This window comes from Microbacterium bovistercoris (genome assembly GCF_003387575.1).
GTDB lineage: Bacteria > Actinomycetota > Actinomycetes > Actinomycetales > Microbacteriaceae > Microbacterium > Microbacterium bovistercoris.
The window spans coordinates 26,680-44,201 of record NZ_QUAB01000010.1 but is presented as its reverse complement, the minus strand read 5'-3'; the positions used below and the strand labels follow the sequence as shown (position 1 = coordinate 44,201).

Genomic DNA, 17,522 nt, shown 5'->3' with positions numbered 1-17,522 from the left:
CGCTCGCTCAGGACCCGGAGTCAGTCGTATCCGGGCCCTGAGCGCCCTTCGTCTCGCTCCGCTCGCTCAGGACCCGGAGTCCTGCGCGACGGGACGGACGTCACTCCTCGGGCCAGAGGTCCTTGTTCTCCTTGCCGGATTCCTCTTCCTGAGGGATCACGAGGATGTTGCGGTGCTGACGGTGGGCGAGGCGTGCGGCGACCGACCCGGTGAAGAACTCCCGCACCGACTCGCCGAAGCCGCGACGGCGCGTGCCGATCACGAGCAGCTCGGCATCCAGCTTGTCCGCGAGCTGCTTGATGGCCAGCGCCGGGTCCCCCACGAGCTGCCGCGCGGTCCAGGTGATCCCGGCATCCTTCAGCGCGGCACCCGCGACCTTCTGCACCTCTTCGAACTCGGCGGCGCCGAGATCGACGTTGAGGTCGATGGGTGCGGAGTGCACGTATCCGTCAGGGTCCTCGTAGGTCACGAAACGGCTGACATCGACGTGCACGACGACGAGCGGCGAGCCGAGCAGCTTCGCGTACCGGACGGCCTCGTCCAGCACGTGCCCGGGCTGTCCGGGCTGCAGGCCGACGATGACGGCCTTCTGGAGTGCGTCGTTCGGGACGCCCTCGTCCGACGGGGTGGAGGTGGGTTCTGTCATGGCGATCTCTCCCTTCACCGGTGCCGCCAAGCGGGCTCATGCCCTGGCGTGCGTGCTATCCTGAATGCTACTCTTACCGGCCTCGAGCCGGTGCCGTGGATAAGACATCGGGCCCCGCACAGCCCGTTGCTGAACTCGTAAGGGGGTCTCGCGCATGGGCCGTGGCCGTCAGAAGGCGAAACACACGAAGATCGCTCGCGAACTCAAGGCGTACAGTCCGGATGTGAACTACTCCGCCCTGGAGCGTGAACTCGGACACCCCAGTTCCGACGACGACCAGTACGTCGACAAGTGGGCTGATCAGTACGCAGACGAAGACGAGGACGAGCTCGAGAAAGCCTGAGCTCTCCGTTTCATCATGACGTGAGCCCCGGTCGGACAGGATGCTGTCCGCCCGGGGCTTCGTCGTGCCTCCGCTCAGGTCGCCGCATCGCCGACCTGAAAGGATAGGTCGCATGCCCCGCGTCGCTGCTCTGTACCGTCATCCCGTCAAGGGGTTCACCCCTGAGCAGTGCGAGGAGCTGACCGTGCAGGCCGACGGGCGCATCGCCGGCGACCGCGTGCTCGCCTTCCGGTTCGCGGATGCCGCGACCCCCGAGCTCGATGACGCGGGCCTGCACTACTGGCCGAAGTCGAAGGGGCTCGCGCTGGAGTCGTTCCCCGCGCTGGCCGCGCTGCGGCTGCACTACGACCGCGAGGCCCTGCGCGTGCAGATCAGCCACGACGACGTCGTGCTCGCCGACGCGGGCCTCGACGACGACGGCCGCGCCGACCTCGTGGAGGCGCTGACCGAGTTCGTGCTCACGACGCCGGATGCCAAGCACCTCGGCCGCCCCGGCCGGCTGCCGCTCGCCCTCGTCGGCGACGGCGAGCAGTCCCGCTTCCAGGACCGCTCGCGCGGCTTCGTCTCGGTGCACAGCACCGCCAGCATCGCTGCGCTCGGCGATGCCCTGGAGAAGCGGATCGACGACCGCCGGTTCCGCACCAACGTCGTGATCGACGGGGTGGATGCCTGGGACGAGCTGCGGTGGTCGGGTGAGGTCCGCATCGGGGATGTGCGCTTCACCGTGCACAAGCCGATCGGCCGCTGTCTCGCCACGCACGCGAACCCCGACACGGGCGAGCGCGACGCGAAGGTGCTCACCACGCTCACCGGCCGGGTCGGCCAGGCGGAGCCGACCCTCGGCACCCTGCTGCTGCTCCAGAGCGAGGCGGGTGTGGTGAGCGGCGACGTCGACGACCTCAGCGGCCACGGCGGCGTGATCCGCGTGGGCGACGAGGTCGTCGTCGGCTGACGAACCGGCTGCGAAAGCAGACGTAGCGCTTCATTCCCAGCGGGCGCAGGTGACTTCCTCGTAGGCGAGGATCCGCTCGTCCTTGGTCACCAGCACCAGCCCGTCCAGGCGCGCCTGCGCGACCAGCATCCGATCGAACGGATCACGATGCTCCCATGCGAGTCCGCCCGACTCCCGCATGTGATCCACGCTCAGGGGGAGCTCGTCGGCGAGCAGCGCTGCCCGCAGGGCTGACCAGCGCGCGAGCAGTCGCTCGCCGTGCGGCAACCGCCCCAGACGCGACTTCTGCGCGATCTCGTATGCGCTCGCAGCCGAGAGGAAGATCTCTTCGGCCTCGCTCAGCTCATCGCGAAGGCGCTGCGGGATCTGATCAGGGTCGGTGGCCAGCCACAGCAGGACATGCGTGTCCAGCAGGTACCGGGTCATGCGGCCGAGACCAGCGGGTCGGAGGGATCCCCACCCTCCCACTCGGCGACTTCCTGCTCGGTCATCTCCTCGAAGAGACTGTCGGCAGGGATCGGCGGCAACTCGGGCAGCAGTGGAGAATTCAGGTTCCGACCACGCGGCGACGACGCCTGGATGCGCGCGATCGGCTTGCCTGCCCGCGCGATGACGATCTCATCGCCGGCCTCCACACGGCGCAGCAGCTCAGAGAGGCGGGTCTTCGCCTCCTGCACATTGACCGTCACATCCATGCATCCAGTGTGACATGGTCTGGTCAGCCTGACCAGACCATGCTGGCCATCTCACTGCCAGCGGATCGACGACGCCCTGTTGCGCCACGAACCGAGGTCTGCCTTGTTCGTGAAGTAGCCGTAAGCGGCGCTGCCACTGAAGTTCGTGGCGTCCCAGATCTTCGTCATGCAGCCGGCGTAGCTCTTGAAAGAGTCGATGTCGTTGTTCCAGCCGATCAGCGACAGATCGCGGTAGTTGTAGGCGCCGCCCGAACTGCACGGTGTCGAGCCTGTGAGCACGCGTGTGCTCCCGCCGTAGTTCGGATACGAGTAGAGCACGCCGATCACGTAGGTCGCGGCGGTGCTCGCCGCCGCGCGGGACAGCGTTCCGTTCGGCTGGTAGATCAGCACCTTCCCGGTCTCGTCGTAGACGAGCCCGCCCAGCGCTTCGTCGGATGCCCCGCACACCAGGCTGCCGGTGTCGAGATTCTGCACGCAGTGCTGTTCCGGCTCCGCCGCTTCCGTGGCCTCCGGTGCGATCGTTCCCGCCCCTGCAGCCGGAGCCGACGCGAGCAGCATCGCCGCCCCGAACATCGCCGCGATCGCTGCCCTGGTACCCGTCTTGCGCTTCATCGCACTCCTCTTCCCTGTCACACGTCCTTTCAGAGTGCCGTGCCGAGGCCCCGTCGACAAGCTCGGGCACCCGCTTTCCCGATTTCGGGACAGAATAGAGGTGATGGAGGGCATACCCGAGAACTCCGCCCCCGCCGACCTCGCGACCGATCGCACCCTGGTGGCGGCGTTCCGTCGTGGCGACGCGGACGCCTTCCAGGTGCTGTTCCGCCGGCATGTGCCGGCCGTGCACGCCATGATCCAGTCGCAGCTCACGGATGAGAACGCCGTCGACGAGGTGCTGCAGCAGGTGTTCGCCTTCGCGTGGGAAAGGCTCGATGAGAACCGGATGCCCGGAGGCTCCGCGCTGCCGTGGATGCTGTCGATCGGTCAGGAGCAGATCACGAGCGCGAACAGCGTGCACGCCGCCGCGCACGCATCGACCCGACCCGCGGCATTGGCCGTCCCCGCCGGTGGGCCGCTCACCTCGATCGACCCTGTTGCGAAACAGGCCCTGACCACTACGCTCGAAGCCGCGGTCGCTCGCCTCGACGCGGTCGACCAGGAGATCGTCTGCCAGTGCCTCGTGCACGGGCTGACGTACAAGGAGGCCGTGCGCAAGGTACGGCCGAACGGAGGCATGATCCGGGAGTGGCTGCTGCGCCGTCGCGGTGGGGCGACGTTCTGAGGGAGGCCGGCGATGGCTGAGGTCGACGAGCACTACTACGCGACCCAGTTCGAGCAGATCCGCATGCGGATCTCGCTCAGGGATGCTGCTCTGCGTCGGCGGTCGCGCGTGATCACCCTGGCAGGGAGCACGCTCGCCGCGGTGCTGCTCACCGGAGGCGCACTCGCCGTGGTCCAGGCCACCGACATCGAGAAGACGGCATCGGTCTGCTATCAGGCGGCGGACACGTCCGCGGCCTCCATCGAGGTGTCCGCAGCGCCGGCAGAAGGTGTCACCGGCGCCCTGCCCGCGATGGCGGATCGCGTGACCTCAGCCGAGATCCAGTGCGCGGCGTCCTGGCAGCTCGGTGAGTTCAGCCGGACCGATGGCCGGGTGCCGGAGCTGTTCACGTGCGTGCTGGCCGACGGCCGTCTCGGGGTCTTCCCCGAAGAAGGCGACGCCGACTGCCTGACCCTCCGCCTGGCCCAGCCTTGACGCTTCGACGGGCTCAGCGACCCACGGGTCACCACTTCCCGTGACGACGCGACCAGGCATCCTCGATCGTCATCGGACGCGCGATGACGATGCCCGCCGGCACGGCGGCCACCAGCAGCACGACCATCATCAGCAGCGGGATCTGCCACCCGCCCGTGGCGCCGTGCAGCACCCCGAACAGGATCGGGAAGATCGCGGCGAAGCCGTAGCCCACGCTCTGCACGAATCCGCTCAGTGCGACCGCGCTCTCGTGCGTGCGGGCACGGATGCTGAGCAGCGCGAGGCTCATCGGGAACATGATGCCCGTCAGTCCGTAGAGCACGACCCAGCCGTACAGGAACGCCTGCGGGGCGAGGGTCAGACCGAGCAGCCCGGCGGAACCCGTCACCACCGCGGTGATCAGCAGCACCGGCGTCGCCCAGGCGTACTTCACGGTGAGGCCGGGGACCACGAGCGAGCAGGGCAGCGCCATCACCGAGAACACGCCGAGCAGGAACCCGGCCTCGGCCGCCGAGACGCCACCGATGTCGACGAGCACCTGCGGCAGCCATCCGAAGGTGACGTAGGCCATGGACGCCGAGATGCCGAAGACGAGGGTCATCGCCCAGGCCAGCGGCAGCCGCGGCAGACGACTCAGGATGCGGGAATCGGCGGGCGCCACGACAACGGGACCGGTGACGGCCTCGAGTTCGCGATCGCGCGTTCCCTCCTGGGGCGCTGAGCTCGTCGAAGCGTCGTCCGGCCCTTCGACAGGCTCAGGGACCCAGGATGTCGAAGCGCGACCCCGCACCATCAGCACGATCCAGGGGACCATCGACGCCACGGCGAACACGGCCCACTCGCCCAGCGAGACGCGCCAGCCCGCGGCATCCGCCACCGGCACCGCGACCAGCGGTGGCAGGAACGTCGACGCCGCCATCGCGACCGAGTACACGGTCATCATCAGGCCGAGCCGGTCGGGGAAGTACTTCTTCACCAGCGGCGGCAGCAGGATGTTGCCGGCGCCGACGCCCGCGAACACGACGGCCGTCGCCGCGATCAGCGTGACCGAGTCCACGGCGAACCCGCGCGCCACCAGACCCAGGGTGATCAGGGCCGTGGCGACGACGGTCAGCCGTTCGAGCCCCAGCCGCTGCTCCAGCCACGGCGTCGCGAGGCCGAAGACGGCGTAGCAGACCGGGGGCGCGGCGCCGATCAGCCCGAGCACCACGGGCGGGACGGGGAAGTCCGCCGCGATCAGGCCGACCACCGGCGAGAGCGAGGCCACCGCCGAGCGCAGCGAGAACGCCAGCAGCACGATGCCGAGCACCGCCAGCGCGCGCCCCTGCCAGAGCGGGCGCACGCTCATGTGCGGTTCCTGAGCTTGTCGAAGGGCAGGGACCCAGTCACCGGCGGCCGGCCGTCACGAGGTCTGCGACCTCTCCACCCAGTCCAGGTACTCCTCGGTGACCGTGCCGGTGACATAGCGACCGTCGAAGCAGCTCATGTCGAGATCGTCGAGATCGGTCCCCTCGGTGATCGCCGCCTTGAGGTCGTCCACCTCCTGGAAGACGATGTGGTCGCAGCCGAGCTCCTCGGCGATCTCGGGGATCGTGCGACCGTGCGCGATGAGCTCGTGCTTGGACGGCATGTTGATGCCGTACACGTGCGGATAGCGCACCGGCGGCGCAGCCGAGGCGAACGTCACCGACAGCGCGCCGGCGTCGCGGGCCATCTGGATGATCTGCTTGCTGGTGGTGCCCCGGACGATCGAGTCGTCGATGAGCAGCACGTTCTTGCCCTTGAACTCGGTCGACATGGCGTTCAGCTTCTGTCGCACGCTCTTCTTGCGCACCGCCTGGCCCGGCATGATGAACGTCCGGCCGACGTAGCGGTTCTTGTAGAAGCCCTCGCGATACTCGATGCCGAGCTTGCGCGCGACCTCCATCGCCGCGGGGCGCGAGGAATCCGGAATCGGCATGACCACGTCGATCTTCTCGCGCGGCACGTGCTTGGCGATCGTGTCGGCGAGCTTCTCACCCATCCGCAGGCGCGACTCGTACACGGAGACGCCGTTCATCACGGAGTCGGGGCGGGCGAGGTAGACGTACTCGAACGCACACGGCGCCAGCACCGGGCTGTCGGCGCACTGCTTCGAGAACAGCTCGCCGTCGTTGCTGATGAACACGGCCTCGCCGGGGGCGACCTCGCGCACGACCTCGTAGTCGGCGTTCTCGAGAACGAGGGACTCGCTGGTCACGACCCACTCGTCCCCCGGCTGGGTCGGTGAGCCTGTCGAACCGTCTGCGGCCCTGCGGCGGCCGAGGATCAGCGGCCGGATGCCGAACGGATCGCGGAACGCGAGCAGACCGTAGCCCGCGATGATCGCGATCACGGCGTAGGCGCCCTCGATGCGGCGGTGCGTGTTGCCGACCGCCTCGAAGATGCGGTCGGGGTCGAGGTCGACCGGCGACGTGGTGGTCTGCAGCTCGTGCGCCAGCACGTTGAGCAGCAGCTCGGTGTCGCTCGACGAGTTCAGGTGACGGCGGTCGCGCTGCTCCATCTCGGCGGTCAGCTCACGCGTGTTGGTGAGGTTGCCGTTGTGAATGAGCACGATGCCGTACGGCGAGTTCACGTAGAAGGGCTGCGCCTCCTCCTCGCTCGACGCGGTGCCCTTCGTGGCGTAGCGCACGTGGCCGAGGCCGACGCTGCCGAGCAGGGAGCGCATGTCGCGGGTGCGGAACGCCTCACGTACCATGCCCTGCGCCTTCGCCATGTGCATGACACCGGTCGACTCCGCCGTGGCGATGCCCGTGGCATCCTGCCCGCGGTGCTGCAGCAGCAGGAGAGCGTCGTAGATGTCCTGGTTGACCGGGCCGTTGCCGACCATTCCGACGATGCCGCACATGGGGTGTTACTTCGCTCCGTCCCGGTAGCCGCCCACCAGGCGCACCGCTCCGCCGTCGACGCCCTTGGCGCCCTGTTCGAATCCTTCTCCGGGAACGGCGCCGAGGTGCACCGTGCCGGCACGCCAGGCAGCGATGCCCTGCGCCTCGATCGCCGCGATCGCGGCATCCGCCTGTGCGCCGTCCACGATCGCGAGGAACCCGATGCCCAGGTTCCAGGTGCCCTCGGTCTGCTCGAGCGGGGTGCCGGCGATGTCGGCCAGCACGCGGAACACCGGGTCGGGCGACCAGGTCGCACGGTCGACCTCGGCCCAGCTGCCCTGCGGCAGCACGCGGGCGAGGTTGGCGGCGATGCCGCCGCCGGTGACGTGGCTGAGCGAGTGCACGGCGCCGGGGAGCTGTTCGATGAGCTTCAGCAGCGGGAGCGTGTACAGGCGGGTCGGCTCGAGGAGCGCCTCGCCCCAGGTCGCACCGAGGTCGTCCGCACGGTCGCCGTAGCCGATACCGGCGCCGGTGAGGATGTGGCGCACCAGCGAGAAGCCGTTGGAGTGCAGGCCGCTCGAGGCCAGCGCGATGACGGCGTCGCCGTCGCGCACCAGCTCGGCGCCGAGCACGGCGTCCTTCTCGACGACGCCGGTGGCGGCGCCCGCGACGTCGTAGTCGTCCGGGCCGAGGAGGCCGGGGTGCTCGGCGGTCTCGCCGCCGACCAGCGCGGTGCCGGTCGCGGTGCAGGCATCCGCGATCCCGCGCACGATGTCGGCGATGCGGTTCGGCACGACCTTGCCGCACGCGATGTAGTCGGTCATGAACAGCGGCTTCGCGCCGACCACGACGATGTCGTCCACGACCATGCCGACCAGGTCCTGCCCGATCGTGTCGTGCTTGTCGATCGCCTGCGCGATCGCGACCTTCGTGCCGACGCCGTCGGTCGAGGTCGCGAGCAACGGATGCCGGTAGTCGCGCAGTGCGCTGGCGTCGAAGAGGCCCGCGAATCCGCCGACGCCCCCGAGCACTTCCGGTCCGTGCGTCGCGCGCACGGAGGACTTCATGAGTTCGACGGCCAGATCGCCGGCAGCGGTGTCGACGCCTGCTGCTGCGTAGGGATTGGTGGTGGAGTCTGCCACCCGGCAAGTCTACCGGCCCCGGCCTGTGCGGTTTCCCGGCATCCACCTGCTCTCTTGAGGGGTCGGAAAACGTCGAGTTCACGGGGTCGGATGCCGCAGATCTTGACCCCTCACGAAGGCGACCTCCTACGATGGGGGCCATGAGCGAGAAGCCGCAGTGGCTGATCCGCGAGGACGCGGGCACACCGGTGCTGATCGCGCTCGCGCTGCGGCAGCTGCTCGGCGTCCGCGAACCGGAGGAGATGCCCGCTCTGCGCGGCCTCGAGGTGCGCGCGCCGGATGCTCCGGATGCGAGCGACAAGGTCGAGGAGCAGTGGCGCGCGTACTGGGACATGACCGTCGAACCGCGTGCGCATCGCAGCGACGTGCCGCTGGAGCTGGTCGACGGTTTCGACACGATGGTCGCCCTGCCCGCATCCGGCGCCGACGAATTGCGAGCGGCGATCGAGCCGCACGCCGCGACCGCGCTGCGGTACGCCCAGGACGCCCACAAGCGGTACGTCGCGACCGTGAACTCGTCCGGGGACTCGTACCGCGCCTACGCGAGCGCGATCGCGGAGTTCGAGCGCGAGATCGGGCGGCGGGCCCACTCGTTCGAGCTGAACGTGCAGGTGCTGCCGCTCTCGCAGCGCGGCATCTGGTGGATCGGCGCACTGACCGTGGCCGTCACCGACGGCCTGCGACGCGACGTCGTGGCCTTCGACTCGGCGATCAGGCCGGTGATCGGCGAGCTGGCCTAGGCCTCGGGGTTCGCGACGTGCTCGTGCTGCACCCGCACGACGCGGGCGTGGCGGCGGGCGCGGCGGTCGAGCATCAGCGCGACGACGCCGCCGAGCGCGACGCCGATCGGCGCGGTCCACAGCAGCATGAAGCCGAACACCTGGCCTGCGGGGTACGCCACACCGGCGGCCTCGGAGGGCTCGTAGCTGCCTACTGCGGTGAGGATCAGCGCGGCGATGACGCCGAGCACGGCTCCCAGACCCATGAACACGCCGTAGCGCGGCACAGGGCGAACCCTCGCCTCGACGGTCTCACGGGATGCGTTGCGTGCCATGCATCCATTGTCCCACGACCCGGATATGTGCTCGCCATCAGCCGCCTCAGGGCCACAGTGGCAGGAGCGCCTCGATGTCGGCGCGGATGCCCGATGCCGCGACGCGGCCCGCGGCCACCGCGTCGGCCCACTGCTCGGCGCCCGTGGCCACGGCGATCCAGGTGGCGGCGTCCATCTCGACGACATTCGGCGGGGTGCCACGGGTGTGCCGCGGCCCCTGCACGACCTGGACGGCTCCGAACGGCGGCACCCGCACCTCGACGCTGTTGCCCGGCGCCTTCTCGTCGAGCAGCTGCAGCAGATAGCGCACGGCGGTGGCGATCTGCGGGCGCGCGGCGTCGCCGTTCGCGACCGCGGCGAGCGCGGCGCGTCCGTCGGCGGTGTCGATCCTGCGTGGTGGCATGCGTTTCAGCGTACGCGCGCCCCTGCTCCTCCTCCCGGCAGCTCCGGTCTCATTCGTTGCGGGTGCCACATGCGGACGACCCACAACGAGTGAGACCGGAACCGGGGAGGCAGGATGCCCGGGGCCGTGCCGGGCCATCCGGCCGCGGTCGGGCATAGGCTCGACGGGTGACTTCGCAGAAGACGGTTACCGGAGCCCGCGCCGAGCTGATCGCCGCCGCCGAGCACGGTGCCGACTGGGCGGCGAAGTATCCGCGGAACATCGGTCGCGCGCATCCGGCATCCGTTCTCATGCTCTTCGGACGGCTGGACAGCATCCCCGCGGCATCCGATCAGGCGACCGTCGCGGCCGATCTCGACGTGCTGCTGCAGCGGCGCGCGGCGACGCTGTCGTCGCACCCCGGGCAGGTGTCCTTCCCCGGCGGCAGGCGCGAAGCGCAGGATCCCGACGCGATCGCGACGGCGCTGCGCGAGGCGCAGGAGGAGACCGGGCTCGACCCCGCAGGCGTGGAAGTGCTCGCGACGCTGCCGGAGCTTCCGCTCGCGGCGAGCGGCCACATCGTCACGCCCGTGCTCGCCTGGTGGCGGTCTCCGTCGCGGGTCGCCGCGGTCGACCATCGCGAGACGGTCGAGGTGTTCCGTGTCCCGGTCGCACAGCTGCTCGATCCGGCGACCCGCTACACCTCGACGCTCAGTCGCGGCGGCGTGACGTTCCGCGGCCCCGCGTTCGATGTGGACGGCACGATCGTGTGGGGCTTCACCGCCATGGTCCTCGACGGCTTGTTCGACGCCGCCGGCTGGACCATCCCCTGGAATGCCGCGGACGAGCGGCCGATCGAGCTCTGACGCAGGACGCCACACGCCCTTCGTCTCGCTCCGCGGATCCTGAGCGAGGAGCGCAGCGACGAGACGAAGGGCGCTCAGGGCCCGGGGAATGGAAGGAAACGTGCACAGACCCCGCCGGTAGGCTGACGGCATGAAGATCCTCGTCCTCGGCTCCGGTGCACGTGAGCACGCGATCATCCTCTCCCTGCGCTCCGAGGACACCCCGCACGAGATCTACGCCGCCCCCGGCAACGCCGGCATCGCGCAGGACGCCACTCTCGCCGACCTGGACATGCTGTCCGGCTCGGCCGTCGAGCAGTTCGCGAACGAGAACGGGATCGACCTCGTCGTCGTCGGGCCCGAGGCCCCGCTGGTCGCCGGCGTCGCCGACGTGCTCCGCGAGCGCGGCATCCCCGTGTTCGGCCCGGGAAAGGCGGCCGCACAGATGGAGGGATCGAAGGCGTTCGCGAAGCGGATCATGGATGCCGCAGGCGTGCCGACCGGCCGCGCGGTGCGCGCCGCGACCGTGGCCGAGGTCGAGCAGGCCTTCGACGACCTCGGCGCCCCGCACGTGGTGAAGGCAGACGGCCTCGCCGCCGGCAAGGGCGTCATCGTCACTGGAGACCGCGCCGAGGCGCTCGCGCACGCCGAGCACTACCTGCCGCATGGACCGGTGCTGATCGAGGAGTTCCTCTCGGGCGAAGAGGTCTCGCTGTTCTTCCTCAGCGACGGCGACACCGTGCGCGCGCTCAGCCCGGCGCAGGACTTCAAGCGCGCCTACGACGGCGACGCCGGCCCCAACACCGGCGGCATGGGCGCGTACTCGCCGCTGCCGTGGCTGGACGAGCGGTTCGGCGGCGAGGAGGCATTCGTCGCCCAGGTCACCGAGGACGTCGCGCTGCCCGTCATCCGTCAGCTCGACGCCGAGGGCACCCCGTTCATCGGCCTTCTCTACGCCGGCCTCATCCTCACCGATGCCGGTGTGAAGGTCATCGAGTTCAACGCGCGCTTCGGCGACCCCGAGACGCAGGTCGTGCTGCCTCGGCTGCGCACGCCGCTGTCGCGGCTGCTGCTGGCCGCGGCATCCGGAACCCTCGAGAACGAGCCGCAGCCCTCCTTCTCGGACGACGTCGCGATCACCGTCGTGCTCGCGAGCGAGGGCTATCCCGAGGCACCGCAGACCGGACGCCTTCTCGAAGGACTCGCGGATGCCGCGGCGGTCGACGGCGTTCGCCTCGTGCACGCCGCGACGGCCGGACCGGATGCTCCGGGCGGCGCCCTCGTGGCATCCGGTGGCCGCGTGCTGAACGTCGTCGCCACGGCATCCGACTTCGGCACCGCGCGCTCGCGCGCCTACGACGCCCTCGGCCGCATCTCGCTCGACGGCGGGCACTTCCGGCACGACATCGCGGCGCGCGTCGCGGAGTAACCGGCATTCGCGCCTGGTGATCGCCACGGATGCAGGCACAACGAGCGGATGCAGGCGTGTCCCGCGGCGTGTCCGCCTGCGGGCGTGCACGCTGCCTGCATCCGTGACACCCGATGCGACCGATTCAGCGGCCGAGAGTACGAGAGCGACCGAATAGCGGCGCAGGGCGGTCTCAGCCGCGGCGCACGAAGTACCAGTTCGCGAAGAACCAGCTGGCGGCGAGCGCGAGGAACATCCCTACCGCCATGAACCGCGCCGTCTGCTCGACGCCGGCGATCGCGACGATCGCCAGCTGCACGATGCCCAGCACCAGTGCGACCGCGCCGACCACGGCGAGGCCCTTGACCCCGGCTGTGCGATCTCGCTCATCCGCCCACTCCAGGGCGTTCAGGCGTTCGAGATCGCCGGAGGTGCCACGGCGGGCCGCGATCGCTCCTCCGCCGCCGATGAGCCCGCCCACCAGCAGCGATGTGCCCACGACGGGTTCGCCCAGCACAAACCCGAGCACCGCACCGATGAGGCACAGCGCGACGAGGGCGGTGTTCACCCGCGACATGGGCCAGCGGCGACGCGGGGCCTCTTCAGGTTCATGCGTCGACATCGAAGACCTCCTCGACAGTGGAGCCGAAATGACGTGCGAGATGCACGGCGAGCGTCAGCGAGGGGTCGTAGCGCCCGGTCTCGATGGCGTTGATCGTCTGACGCGAGACGCCGAGTGCGACCGCGAGCGCCTGCTGCGAGAGCCCGCGCTCGGTTCTGAGCTCCTTGACCCTGCTGTGCACGTCTCAAACGTAGGACAACACGCCCGAAATGTAAAGCGTGCTTGACACGCCCTCCGATGTAAAGCATGCTTTCCATGTCAAATGCACTTTACACCGGAGGCAATCATGCACGACGCACTCGTCGAGTTCACCCAGTCCCTTCCCGCCTGGCTGCAGTGGCTGGGCGTCATGGCCGCCGCCGCCATCCCCTTCGTCGAGTCGCACTTCGGCACGCTGATCGGCGTCGTCGCAGGCGTTCCCGTGCCGGTCGCCATGCTCGCCGCGATCGCGGGTAACGCGATCTCGATGCTCGCGTTCGTGTTCACCACCTCGGCAGCGCGCAACAAGGTGCTCGCCCGACGCGGCGCCGCCGGCGCCGACGACGCCGAGGAGCCCTCCGCACGCAGGCAGAGGGTCAAGCGGATGCTGGAGCGCTTCGGCGTTCCCGGCGTCAGTCTGCTCGGCCCCATGGTCGTACCGAACCAGTTCACGTCCAGCATCCTGGTCTCGCTGGGTGCGAACCGCACCAGGGTCATCGTCTGGACGCTGGTGTCGATCGTGCTGTGGTCGGCCGTCTTCGCGCTGATCGCGCAGGCGGGTGTCATGCTGCTGAAGTGAGGCCGGACCCACTTGCAGACGGCGGACGATCCTGCAGATGGCGGACGATCCTGCGGCGTTTCGTCCGCCATCCGGACATCCGTCCGCCATCCGCAAGGAATTCAGCGCAGCTCGTCCTCCGACTTCGGCGTGTACTTGCCGAGGAACAGGGATGCCACCAGGGCGACGGCCATGACGGCGGCGGGCAGCAGCATGGTCTGTGCCATGCCGGTGGAGAATCCCTCGGCGACGAAGTCGGGCAGCTGGCCGCCTCCGCCGATCCCGCCCGGCGCCTGGTCGAGGCCGGGCAGGTTCGCCTCGAGGCGCGCCTGCATGAACGCGGCGATCGCCGACGAGCCGACCACCGACCCGATGGTGCGGGTCGTGTTGTAGATGCCCGCACCCGCGCCGGCCTGACGCGGAGGAAGGCGGCGGGTGGCCGTCGTCGCCAGCGGACCCCACATGCCGGCGTTGCCGATGCCCATCAGTGCCGACGGCAGCAGGAACATCCAGATCGGGGAGTCCATGTTCATCAGCGAGGCGTTCCAGAGCAGACCGCCGGCCACGCAGAGCAGACCAGGGATGAGGATGAAGCGCGGGTCGACTTTGTCGAGCAGCGACCCCGCGAACGGCGCGAGCACACCCGAGATGATCGCCATCGGCACCATCAGCAGGGCGGCCTCGGTCGGGGTCAACCCGCGCGCCAGCTGCAGGAAGAACATGAACGGCAGCGACATGCCGGTGACCGTGAACCCGACCGCGGCGATCGCGACGTTCGACGCCGAGAAGTTGCGGTCGTTGAACAGGCCCAGAGGAACCAGCGGTTCGCTCTTGGTCTTCCACTGCTGCAGCACGAACACGATCAGCAGCGCGACGCCCGCGATGATCAGCCCCCACACCGTGATCGGTCCCCAGATCGGACCCCAGTCGTACTTCTCGCCCTCCTGCAGGCCGAACACGATGAGGAACAGTGCGGCGGCGCTGAGCACCACGCCGACGTAGTCAAAGCGGTGCGGATGCGTCTTCAGCCGCGGCACCAGGATGACGGCGAGCACGAAGCCGATGATGCCGACGGGCACGTTGATGAAGAAGATCCACTCCCAGCCGAGGCCGTCCACGAGGAAGCCACCGAGCAGCGGGCCCACGAGGGTGGCCACACCGGCGGTCGCGCCCCACAGCCCCATCGCCGCACCGCGACGGTCCGGCGGGAACGTCCGGGTGATCACGGCCATCGTCTGCGGCGTCATGAACGCGGCGCCGAGTCCCTGCACCGCGCGGAACGCGATGAGCATCTCCAGGTTCGTCGACAGGCCGCAGGCCAGCGACGACAGCGTGAAGATGACCAGGCCGATGAGGTAGATGTTCTTCGGGCCGAACCGGTCGCCGAGGCGACCGGTGATCAGCAGCGGCACCGCGTACGCGAGCAGGTACGCGCTGGTGACCCACACCACGTTGTCGAGGTTGTTGGTGTCGGGGTCGAGGGCCGCCTTGATTGCGGGGTTCGCCACCGAGACGATCGTGGTGTCGACGAGGATCATGAAGAAACCGATGACCAGCGCCCAGAGGGCCGGCCAGGGGCTGCGCGGCTTGTGCCCGACGGCGTAGGTGCCGGTCGTCGGCGCGCCGGCCTTCGACGCGCCGGCACGAGGTGCGGATGCCGTGGCGTCGGCTCCCGGCGGAGTCTTGTCTGTCATTCGGATGCTGCCTTTCGCTTGGCCGCCTCGGCGGCGCGATGTTCAGTGGAGAGTTCGTCGTCTCCCCAGGCGTAGGAGAGGTCCGCGAGCGAGGCGAGGAAGCCGTCGGTCCAGACCAGTTCGGCGCGCAGCAGAGCCACGTGCCGGTCGGCCTCGATGAGGTACTGCGGCAGGACACCGCGGTCGTGAGCCCCGGCGAGGGCGGTGCCGAGCGCGTCGGCCTCTGCGGCGAGCGCGGCCCGGCGCCCGCCGATCAGCTCGAGGACCTCGGCGCGCGGCAGGTTGTGCGCCTCGGCGAGAGCGACCCGGAACTCAGGGGAGCGATCGGTGCGCGAGAGGCCCCCGCGCACCCAGTCCTCGAGCACGTCGGAGGCCGCGGGCTGAAGCGTGTACGTCGTCCGCTCAGGCCGGTTGCCGTCGCGGTCCACGCCCACCTCGGCGATGAGCCCCTCCCGTTCGAGGCGCCCGACCGTGTGGTAGAACGTGCCGTTGGTCACCTTGATCATGCGGTCGTCGCGGCGCTGCCGCAGCAGGCGCATCATCTCGTACGGATGCATGTCACCCTCGCGCAGCAGCGCGAGCACCATGGCACCCAATGGCGTGAGCTTCACATCCGCAGCCATATGCCCCATCCCGATTAGTCCATACGGACTATACCATCCGGACTGCCCTGAGATCTCCGCGACTTCCCGACTTCTGCGTGAGACCCGTGCGCAGAACACGGGTCTCACGCCGGAAACACGGTCTCGACGGAATCTTGCGCGGAAGTCGAGCTCGACATCGCAGTGGCGCAGGCGTTCTACGCCGCGGTCGCATGCAGCGCGGCGAGCGGGATCAGCGCAGTGCAGTGGCGAGCTGGGCGTCGGTCAGCGGCCGGTCGGCGTAGATCAGCCGCATCACCGCGGGGCCGGGATTTCCGGCATCCGGCGCTCGATGGACGAGCGAGAACCCGACCTTCTCGGCGACCGCCGCCGAGGCCGTGTTGTGCTCGACGAGGAACGCGATGATCGGCGTCTCGGGGCGCAGGTTGCGCGCGGCGGCGATGCCGGCCCGCGAGATCTCGGTGGCGTAGCCGCGGCGGTGGTGGTCCGCCGAGATCCGATAGCCGAGGTTCCACACATCGGCGTCAGGGGATGCCCCGGCGAGCACCGTGCATCCGCCCGTGCCGATCACCTCACCTGTCTCCCGCAGCCGCACGGTCCATGATGCGAGCCCCGTCTCGTCCCACCGCTCCTGCCAGCGCGCCAGCATGTGCGCGGTCGTCGCACGCTCGACGTGACGCAGGGTCGGGAAGTGCTCCCAGACCCGCGGGTCGGAGAAGATCTCATGGATCGGATCGATGTCGTCATCGGTCGGTCGGCGCAGGATCAGTCGGTCGGTCAGTCTCTCGTCAGGCATCGTCTCCGACAGTACGCCTGGCCTCCGACGTCGGGGATGCGATGATGTACGCGTGAGCGAAGCATTGAGCATCCCCGGCTGGCGGCACCTCTACTCAGGGAAGGTCCGCGACCTGTACGCCTCGGAGGACCCGGGCGACACGCGCCGGCTGATGGTGGCGTCCGACCGGGTGAGCGCGTTCGACTTCATGCTCTCCCCCGCCATCCCGCAGAAGGGCGCACTGCTCACCACGCTGAGCAACTGGTGGTTCGACCAGCTCGACTTCCCCAACCACCTCATCGAGGGCGATGTGCCCGAAGTGGTCGCCGGGCGCGCGATGCTCGCGCAGTCGCTGGAGATGCTGCCGATCGAGTGCGTCGTGCGCGGTTACCTCACCGGCTCCGGATGGGCCGAGTACCAGGCATCCGGCACCGTCTGCGGCATCCCGCTTCCGTCCGGCCTGCAGGACGGCGACCGCCTGCCCGAACCGTTGTTCACCCCGGCCTACAAGGCGCCGATGGGCGAGCACGACGAGAACATCTCCTTCGAGCGCGCCGTCGAGATCGTCGGACGGGAGCGCGCAGAGCAGCTGCGCGACGTGTCCCTCGCGATCTACCGCCGTGCGGCCGAGATCGCCGAGGCGAAGGGCCTGATCCTCGCCGACACGAAGTTCGAGTTCGGCACGGATGCCGACGGCACCCTGCGCCTCGCCGACGAGGTGCTCACCAGCGACTCGTCGCGGTACTGGGATGCCGAGGCGTGGCGCACCGGGACGACGCCGGCCGAGCGGATGGCGAGCTTCGACAAGCAGATCGTGCGCAACTGGCTCGCCGCCAACTGGGACAAGCAGGGCGAGCCTCCGGCGCTGCCGGAGGAGATCGTCGAGCAGACGGCCGCGCGCTACCGCGAGCTCATCGAGCGCCTGACGACCTGATCGCACCTTCTCGGCCGGGACGGGGGAACCGATAGTGTTTCCCCAGCCTCC

The 17,522-nt window shown here is 69.4% G+C and carries 23 protein-coding genes; 9 read left to right on the top strand and 14 right to left on the bottom strand.

The genetic code is table 11. From position 1 onward, the window contains the following. Positions 1 to 100 precede the first annotated feature (100 nt). The gene (locus tag DY023_RS00780) at positions 101 to 646 is read right to left on the bottom strand and encodes a universal stress protein (RefSeq protein ID WP_116240476.1); all 546 of its coding nucleotides are present in this window, start codon (positions 644 to 646) and stop codon (positions 101 to 103) included. A gap of 154 nt (positions 647 to 800) precedes the next feature. On the opposite strand from DY023_RS00780, the gene DY023_RS00775 reads away from it, so the two are divergent. Continuing rightward, positions 801 to 989, top strand: coding sequence for a DUF3073 domain-containing protein (locus tag DY023_RS00775; protein WP_116240443.1), 189 nt, complete (start codon positions 801 to 803; stop codon positions 987 to 989). A gap of 112 nt (positions 990 to 1,101) precedes the next feature. Further along, a complete protein-coding gene (locus tag DY023_RS00770; protein ID WP_116240442.1) occupies positions 1,102 to 1,941 on the top strand; it encodes an MOSC domain-containing protein in 840 nt (279 codons plus the stop codon). 30 nt (positions 1,942 to 1,971) lie between these two features. Here the strand turns inward: DY023_RS00770 and DY023_RS00765 are convergent, their stop codons facing one another. Genes DY023_RS00765 through DY023_RS00755 form a run of 3 tightly spaced genes read right to left on the bottom strand, consistent with a single transcriptional unit; the run spans position 1,972 to position 3,248 of the window. Beyond that, on the bottom strand, positions 1,972 to 2,367 hold the full coding sequence (locus DY023_RS00765) for a type II toxin-antitoxin system VapC family toxin (protein ID WP_116240441.1): 396 nt from the start codon (positions 2,365 to 2,367) through the stop codon (positions 1,972 to 1,974). Then, positions 2,364 to 2,636, bottom strand: a complete 273-nt coding sequence (locus tag DY023_RS00760) for a type II toxin-antitoxin system Phd/YefM family antitoxin (protein WP_116240440.1) — start codon at positions 2,634 to 2,636, stop codon at positions 2,364 to 2,366. The genes DY023_RS00765 and DY023_RS00760 overlap by 4 nt, the downstream gene beginning before the upstream one ends. Positions 2,637 to 2,687: 51 nt before the next feature. Then, positions 2,688 to 3,248: a hypothetical protein gene (locus tag DY023_RS00755; RefSeq protein WP_116240439.1), complete on the bottom strand. Its 561-nt coding sequence runs from the start codon at positions 3,246 to 3,248 to the stop codon at positions 2,688 to 2,690. 103 nt (positions 3,249 to 3,351) lie between these two features. Between DY023_RS00755 and DY023_RS00750 the strand changes: the two genes are divergently transcribed. Beyond that, complete coding sequence (locus tag DY023_RS00750) at positions 3,352 to 3,915, top strand: RNA polymerase sigma factor (protein ID WP_116240438.1); 564 nt, start codon at positions 3,352 to 3,354, stop codon at positions 3,913 to 3,915. A gap of 12 nt (positions 3,916 to 3,927) precedes the next feature. Beyond that, positions 3,928 to 4,389, top strand: a complete 462-nt coding sequence (locus DY023_RS00745) for a hypothetical protein (RefSeq protein ID WP_116240437.1) — start codon at positions 3,928 to 3,930, stop codon at positions 4,387 to 4,389. Positions 4,390 to 4,417: 28 nt separating this feature from the next. Here the strand turns inward: DY023_RS00745 and DY023_RS00740 are convergent, their stop codons facing one another. Genes DY023_RS00740 through purM form a run of 3 tightly spaced genes read right to left on the bottom strand, consistent with a single transcriptional unit; the run spans position 4,418 to position 8,398 of the window. Continuing rightward, a complete protein-coding gene (locus DY023_RS00740; protein WP_116240436.1) occupies positions 4,418 to 5,737 on the bottom strand; it encodes an MFS transporter in 1,320 nt (439 codons plus the stop codon). Positions 5,738 to 5,791: 54 nt separating this feature from the next. Next, complete coding sequence (purF, locus tag DY023_RS00735) at positions 5,792 to 7,276, bottom strand: amidophosphoribosyltransferase (protein ID WP_116240435.1); 1,485 nt, start codon at positions 7,274 to 7,276, stop codon at positions 5,792 to 5,794. Positions 7,277 to 7,282: 6 nt separating this feature from the next. After that, positions 7,283 to 8,398 carry a phosphoribosylformylglycinamidine cyclo-ligase gene (gene purM / locus DY023_RS00730; RefSeq protein WP_116240434.1) on the bottom strand — a complete coding sequence of 372 codons (1,116 nt, stop codon included), beginning with the start codon at positions 8,396 to 8,398 and terminating at the stop codon, positions 7,283 to 7,285. Positions 8,399 to 8,538: 140 nt separating this feature from the next. On the opposite strand from purM, the gene DY023_RS00725 reads away from it, so the two are divergent. Continuing rightward, entirely contained in the window at positions 8,539 to 9,138 is a 600-nt protein-coding gene (locus tag DY023_RS00725; protein WP_116240433.1) for a zinc-binding alcohol dehydrogenase, read from the top strand. Here DY023_RS00725 and DY023_RS00720 read toward each other — a convergent pair. Together DY023_RS00720 and DY023_RS00715 are read right to left on the bottom strand one after the other, a co-directional pair. Then, positions 9,135 to 9,452, bottom strand: coding sequence for a potassium transporter Trk (locus DY023_RS00720; protein ID WP_116240432.1), 318 nt, complete (start codon positions 9,450 to 9,452; stop codon positions 9,135 to 9,137). The genes DY023_RS00725 and DY023_RS00720 overlap by 4 nt on opposite strands. Before the next feature lie 46 nt (positions 9,453 to 9,498). After that, positions 9,499 to 9,855 (bottom strand): sterol carrier family protein, encoded by a 357-nt coding sequence (locus DY023_RS00715; RefSeq protein WP_116240431.1) that lies wholly within the window; start codon positions 9,853 to 9,855, stop codon positions 9,499 to 9,501. A 167-nt stretch (positions 9,856 to 10,022) separates the two neighbouring features. Here DY023_RS00715 and DY023_RS00710 point away from each other — a divergent pair, with 167 nt between their 5' ends. Together DY023_RS00710 and purD are read left to right on the top strand one after the other, a co-directional pair. After that, on the top strand, positions 10,023 to 10,700 hold the full coding sequence (locus tag DY023_RS00710; protein WP_116240430.1) for an NUDIX hydrolase: 678 nt from the start codon (positions 10,023 to 10,025) through the stop codon (positions 10,698 to 10,700). A 130-nt stretch (positions 10,701 to 10,830) separates the two neighbouring features. Beyond that, positions 10,831 to 12,108: a phosphoribosylamine--glycine ligase gene (gene purD / locus DY023_RS00705; RefSeq protein ID WP_116240429.1), complete on the top strand. Its 1,278-nt coding sequence runs from the start codon at positions 10,831 to 10,833 to the stop codon at positions 12,106 to 12,108. A gap of 172 nt (positions 12,109 to 12,280) precedes the next feature. Here purD and DY023_RS00700 read toward each other — a convergent pair whose 3' ends face one another. Next, positions 12,281 to 12,709, bottom strand: a complete 429-nt coding sequence (locus DY023_RS00700) for a hypothetical protein (RefSeq protein WP_147303233.1) — start codon at positions 12,707 to 12,709, stop codon at positions 12,281 to 12,283. Further along, on the bottom strand, positions 12,696 to 12,890 hold the full coding sequence (locus DY023_RS00695) for a helix-turn-helix transcriptional regulator (protein WP_116240427.1): 195 nt from the start codon (positions 12,888 to 12,890) through the stop codon (positions 12,696 to 12,698). The genes DY023_RS00700 and DY023_RS00695 overlap by 14 nt, the downstream gene beginning before the upstream one ends. A gap of 105 nt (positions 12,891 to 12,995) precedes the next feature. Between DY023_RS00695 and DY023_RS00690 the strand changes: the two genes are divergently transcribed. Further along, a complete protein-coding gene (locus DY023_RS00690) occupies positions 12,996 to 13,487 on the top strand; it encodes a hypothetical protein (RefSeq protein WP_116240426.1) in 492 nt (163 codons plus the stop codon). 101 nt (positions 13,488 to 13,588) lie between these two features. Here DY023_RS00690 and DY023_RS00685 read toward each other — a convergent pair whose 3' ends face one another. The 3 genes from DY023_RS00685 to DY023_RS00675 all read right to left on the bottom strand — a co-directional run bounded on the left by DY023_RS00685 (position 13,589) and on the right by DY023_RS00675 (position 16,558). Then, positions 13,589 to 15,004, bottom strand: coding sequence for a DHA2 family efflux MFS transporter permease subunit (locus tag DY023_RS00685; RefSeq protein ID WP_245958524.1), 1,416 nt, complete (start codon positions 15,002 to 15,004; stop codon positions 13,589 to 13,591). 152 nt (positions 15,005 to 15,156) lie between these two features. Continuing rightward, positions 15,157 to 15,783 (bottom strand): PadR family transcriptional regulator, encoded by a 627-nt coding sequence (locus tag DY023_RS00680; protein WP_116240424.1) that lies wholly within the window; start codon positions 15,781 to 15,783, stop codon positions 15,157 to 15,159. A gap of 211 nt (positions 15,784 to 15,994) precedes the next feature. After that, positions 15,995 to 16,558, bottom strand: coding sequence for a GNAT family N-acetyltransferase (locus DY023_RS00675; RefSeq protein ID WP_116240475.1), 564 nt, complete (start codon positions 16,556 to 16,558; stop codon positions 15,995 to 15,997). 52 nt (positions 16,559 to 16,610) lie between these two features. Here DY023_RS00675 and DY023_RS00670 point away from each other — a divergent pair, with 52 nt between their 5' ends. After that, positions 16,611 to 17,471, top strand: coding sequence for a phosphoribosylaminoimidazolesuccinocarboxamide synthase (locus DY023_RS00670; RefSeq protein WP_245958516.1), 861 nt, complete (start codon positions 16,611 to 16,613; stop codon positions 17,469 to 17,471). Positions 17,472 to 17,522 lie beyond the last annotated feature (51 nt).

What these genes read in the sequence shown, in the direction of transcription:
- DY023_RS00780 (WP_116240476.1), bottom strand. Translation starts at nt 646, where the DNA reads ATGACAGAACCCACCTCCACCCCGTCGGACGAGGGCGTCCCGAACGAC.
- DY023_RS00775 (WP_116240443.1), top strand. Translation starts at nt 801, where the DNA reads ATGGGCCGTGGCCGTCAGAAGGCGAAACACACGAAGATCGCTCGCGAA.
- DY023_RS00770 (WP_116240442.1), top strand. Translation starts at nt 1,102, where the DNA reads ATGCCCCGCGTCGCTGCTCTGTACCGTCATCCCGTCAAGGGGTTCACC.
- DY023_RS00765 (WP_116240441.1), bottom strand. Translation starts at nt 2,367, where the DNA reads ATGACCCGGTACCTGCTGGACACGCATGTCCTGCTGTGGCTGGCCACC.
- DY023_RS00760 (WP_116240440.1), bottom strand. Translation starts at nt 2,636, where the DNA reads ATGGATGTGACGGTCAATGTGCAGGAGGCGAAGACCCGCCTCTCTGAG.
- DY023_RS00755 (WP_116240439.1), bottom strand. Translation starts at nt 3,248, where the DNA reads ATGAAGCGCAAGACGGGTACCAGGGCAGCGATCGCGGCGATGTTCGGG.
- DY023_RS00750 (WP_116240438.1), top strand. Translation starts at nt 3,352, where the DNA reads ATGGAGGGCATACCCGAGAACTCCGCCCCCGCCGACCTCGCGACCGAT.
- DY023_RS00745 (WP_116240437.1), top strand. Translation starts at nt 3,928, where the DNA reads ATGGCTGAGGTCGACGAGCACTACTACGCGACCCAGTTCGAGCAGATC.
- DY023_RS00740 (WP_116240436.1), bottom strand. Translation starts at nt 5,737, where the DNA reads ATGAGCGTGCGCCCGCTCTGGCAGGGGCGCGCGCTGGCGGTGCTCGGC.
- purF (WP_116240435.1), bottom strand. Translation starts at nt 7,276, where the DNA reads ATGTGCGGCATCGTCGGAATGGTCGGCAACGGCCCGGTCAACCAGGAC.
- DY023_RS00725 (WP_116240433.1), top strand. Translation starts at nt 8,539, where the DNA reads ATGAGCGAGAAGCCGCAGTGGCTGATCCGCGAGGACGCGGGCACACCG.
- DY023_RS00720 (WP_116240432.1), bottom strand. Translation starts at nt 9,452, where the DNA reads ATGGCACGCAACGCATCCCGTGAGACCGTCGAGGCGAGGGTTCGCCCT.
- DY023_RS00715 (WP_116240431.1), bottom strand. Translation starts at nt 9,855, where the DNA reads ATGCCACCACGCAGGATCGACACCGCCGACGGACGCGCCGCGCTCGCC.
- purD (WP_116240429.1), top strand. Translation starts at nt 10,831, where the DNA reads ATGAAGATCCTCGTCCTCGGCTCCGGTGCACGTGAGCACGCGATCATC.
- DY023_RS00700 (WP_147303233.1), bottom strand. Translation starts at nt 12,709, where the DNA reads ATGTCGACGCATGAACCTGAAGAGGCCCCGCGTCGCCGCTGGCCCATG.
- DY023_RS00690 (WP_116240426.1), top strand. Translation starts at nt 12,996, where the DNA reads ATGCACGACGCACTCGTCGAGTTCACCCAGTCCCTTCCCGCCTGGCTG.
- DY023_RS00685 (WP_245958524.1), bottom strand. Translation starts at nt 15,004, where the DNA reads ATGATCCTCGTCGACACCACGATCGTCTCGGTGGCGAACCCCGCAATC.
- DY023_RS00680 (WP_116240424.1), bottom strand. Translation starts at nt 15,783, where the DNA reads ATGGCTGCGGATGTGAAGCTCACGCCATTGGGTGCCATGGTGCTCGCG.
- DY023_RS00675 (WP_116240475.1), bottom strand. Translation starts at nt 16,558, where the DNA reads ATGCCTGACGAGAGACTGACCGACCGACTGATCCTGCGCCGACCGACC.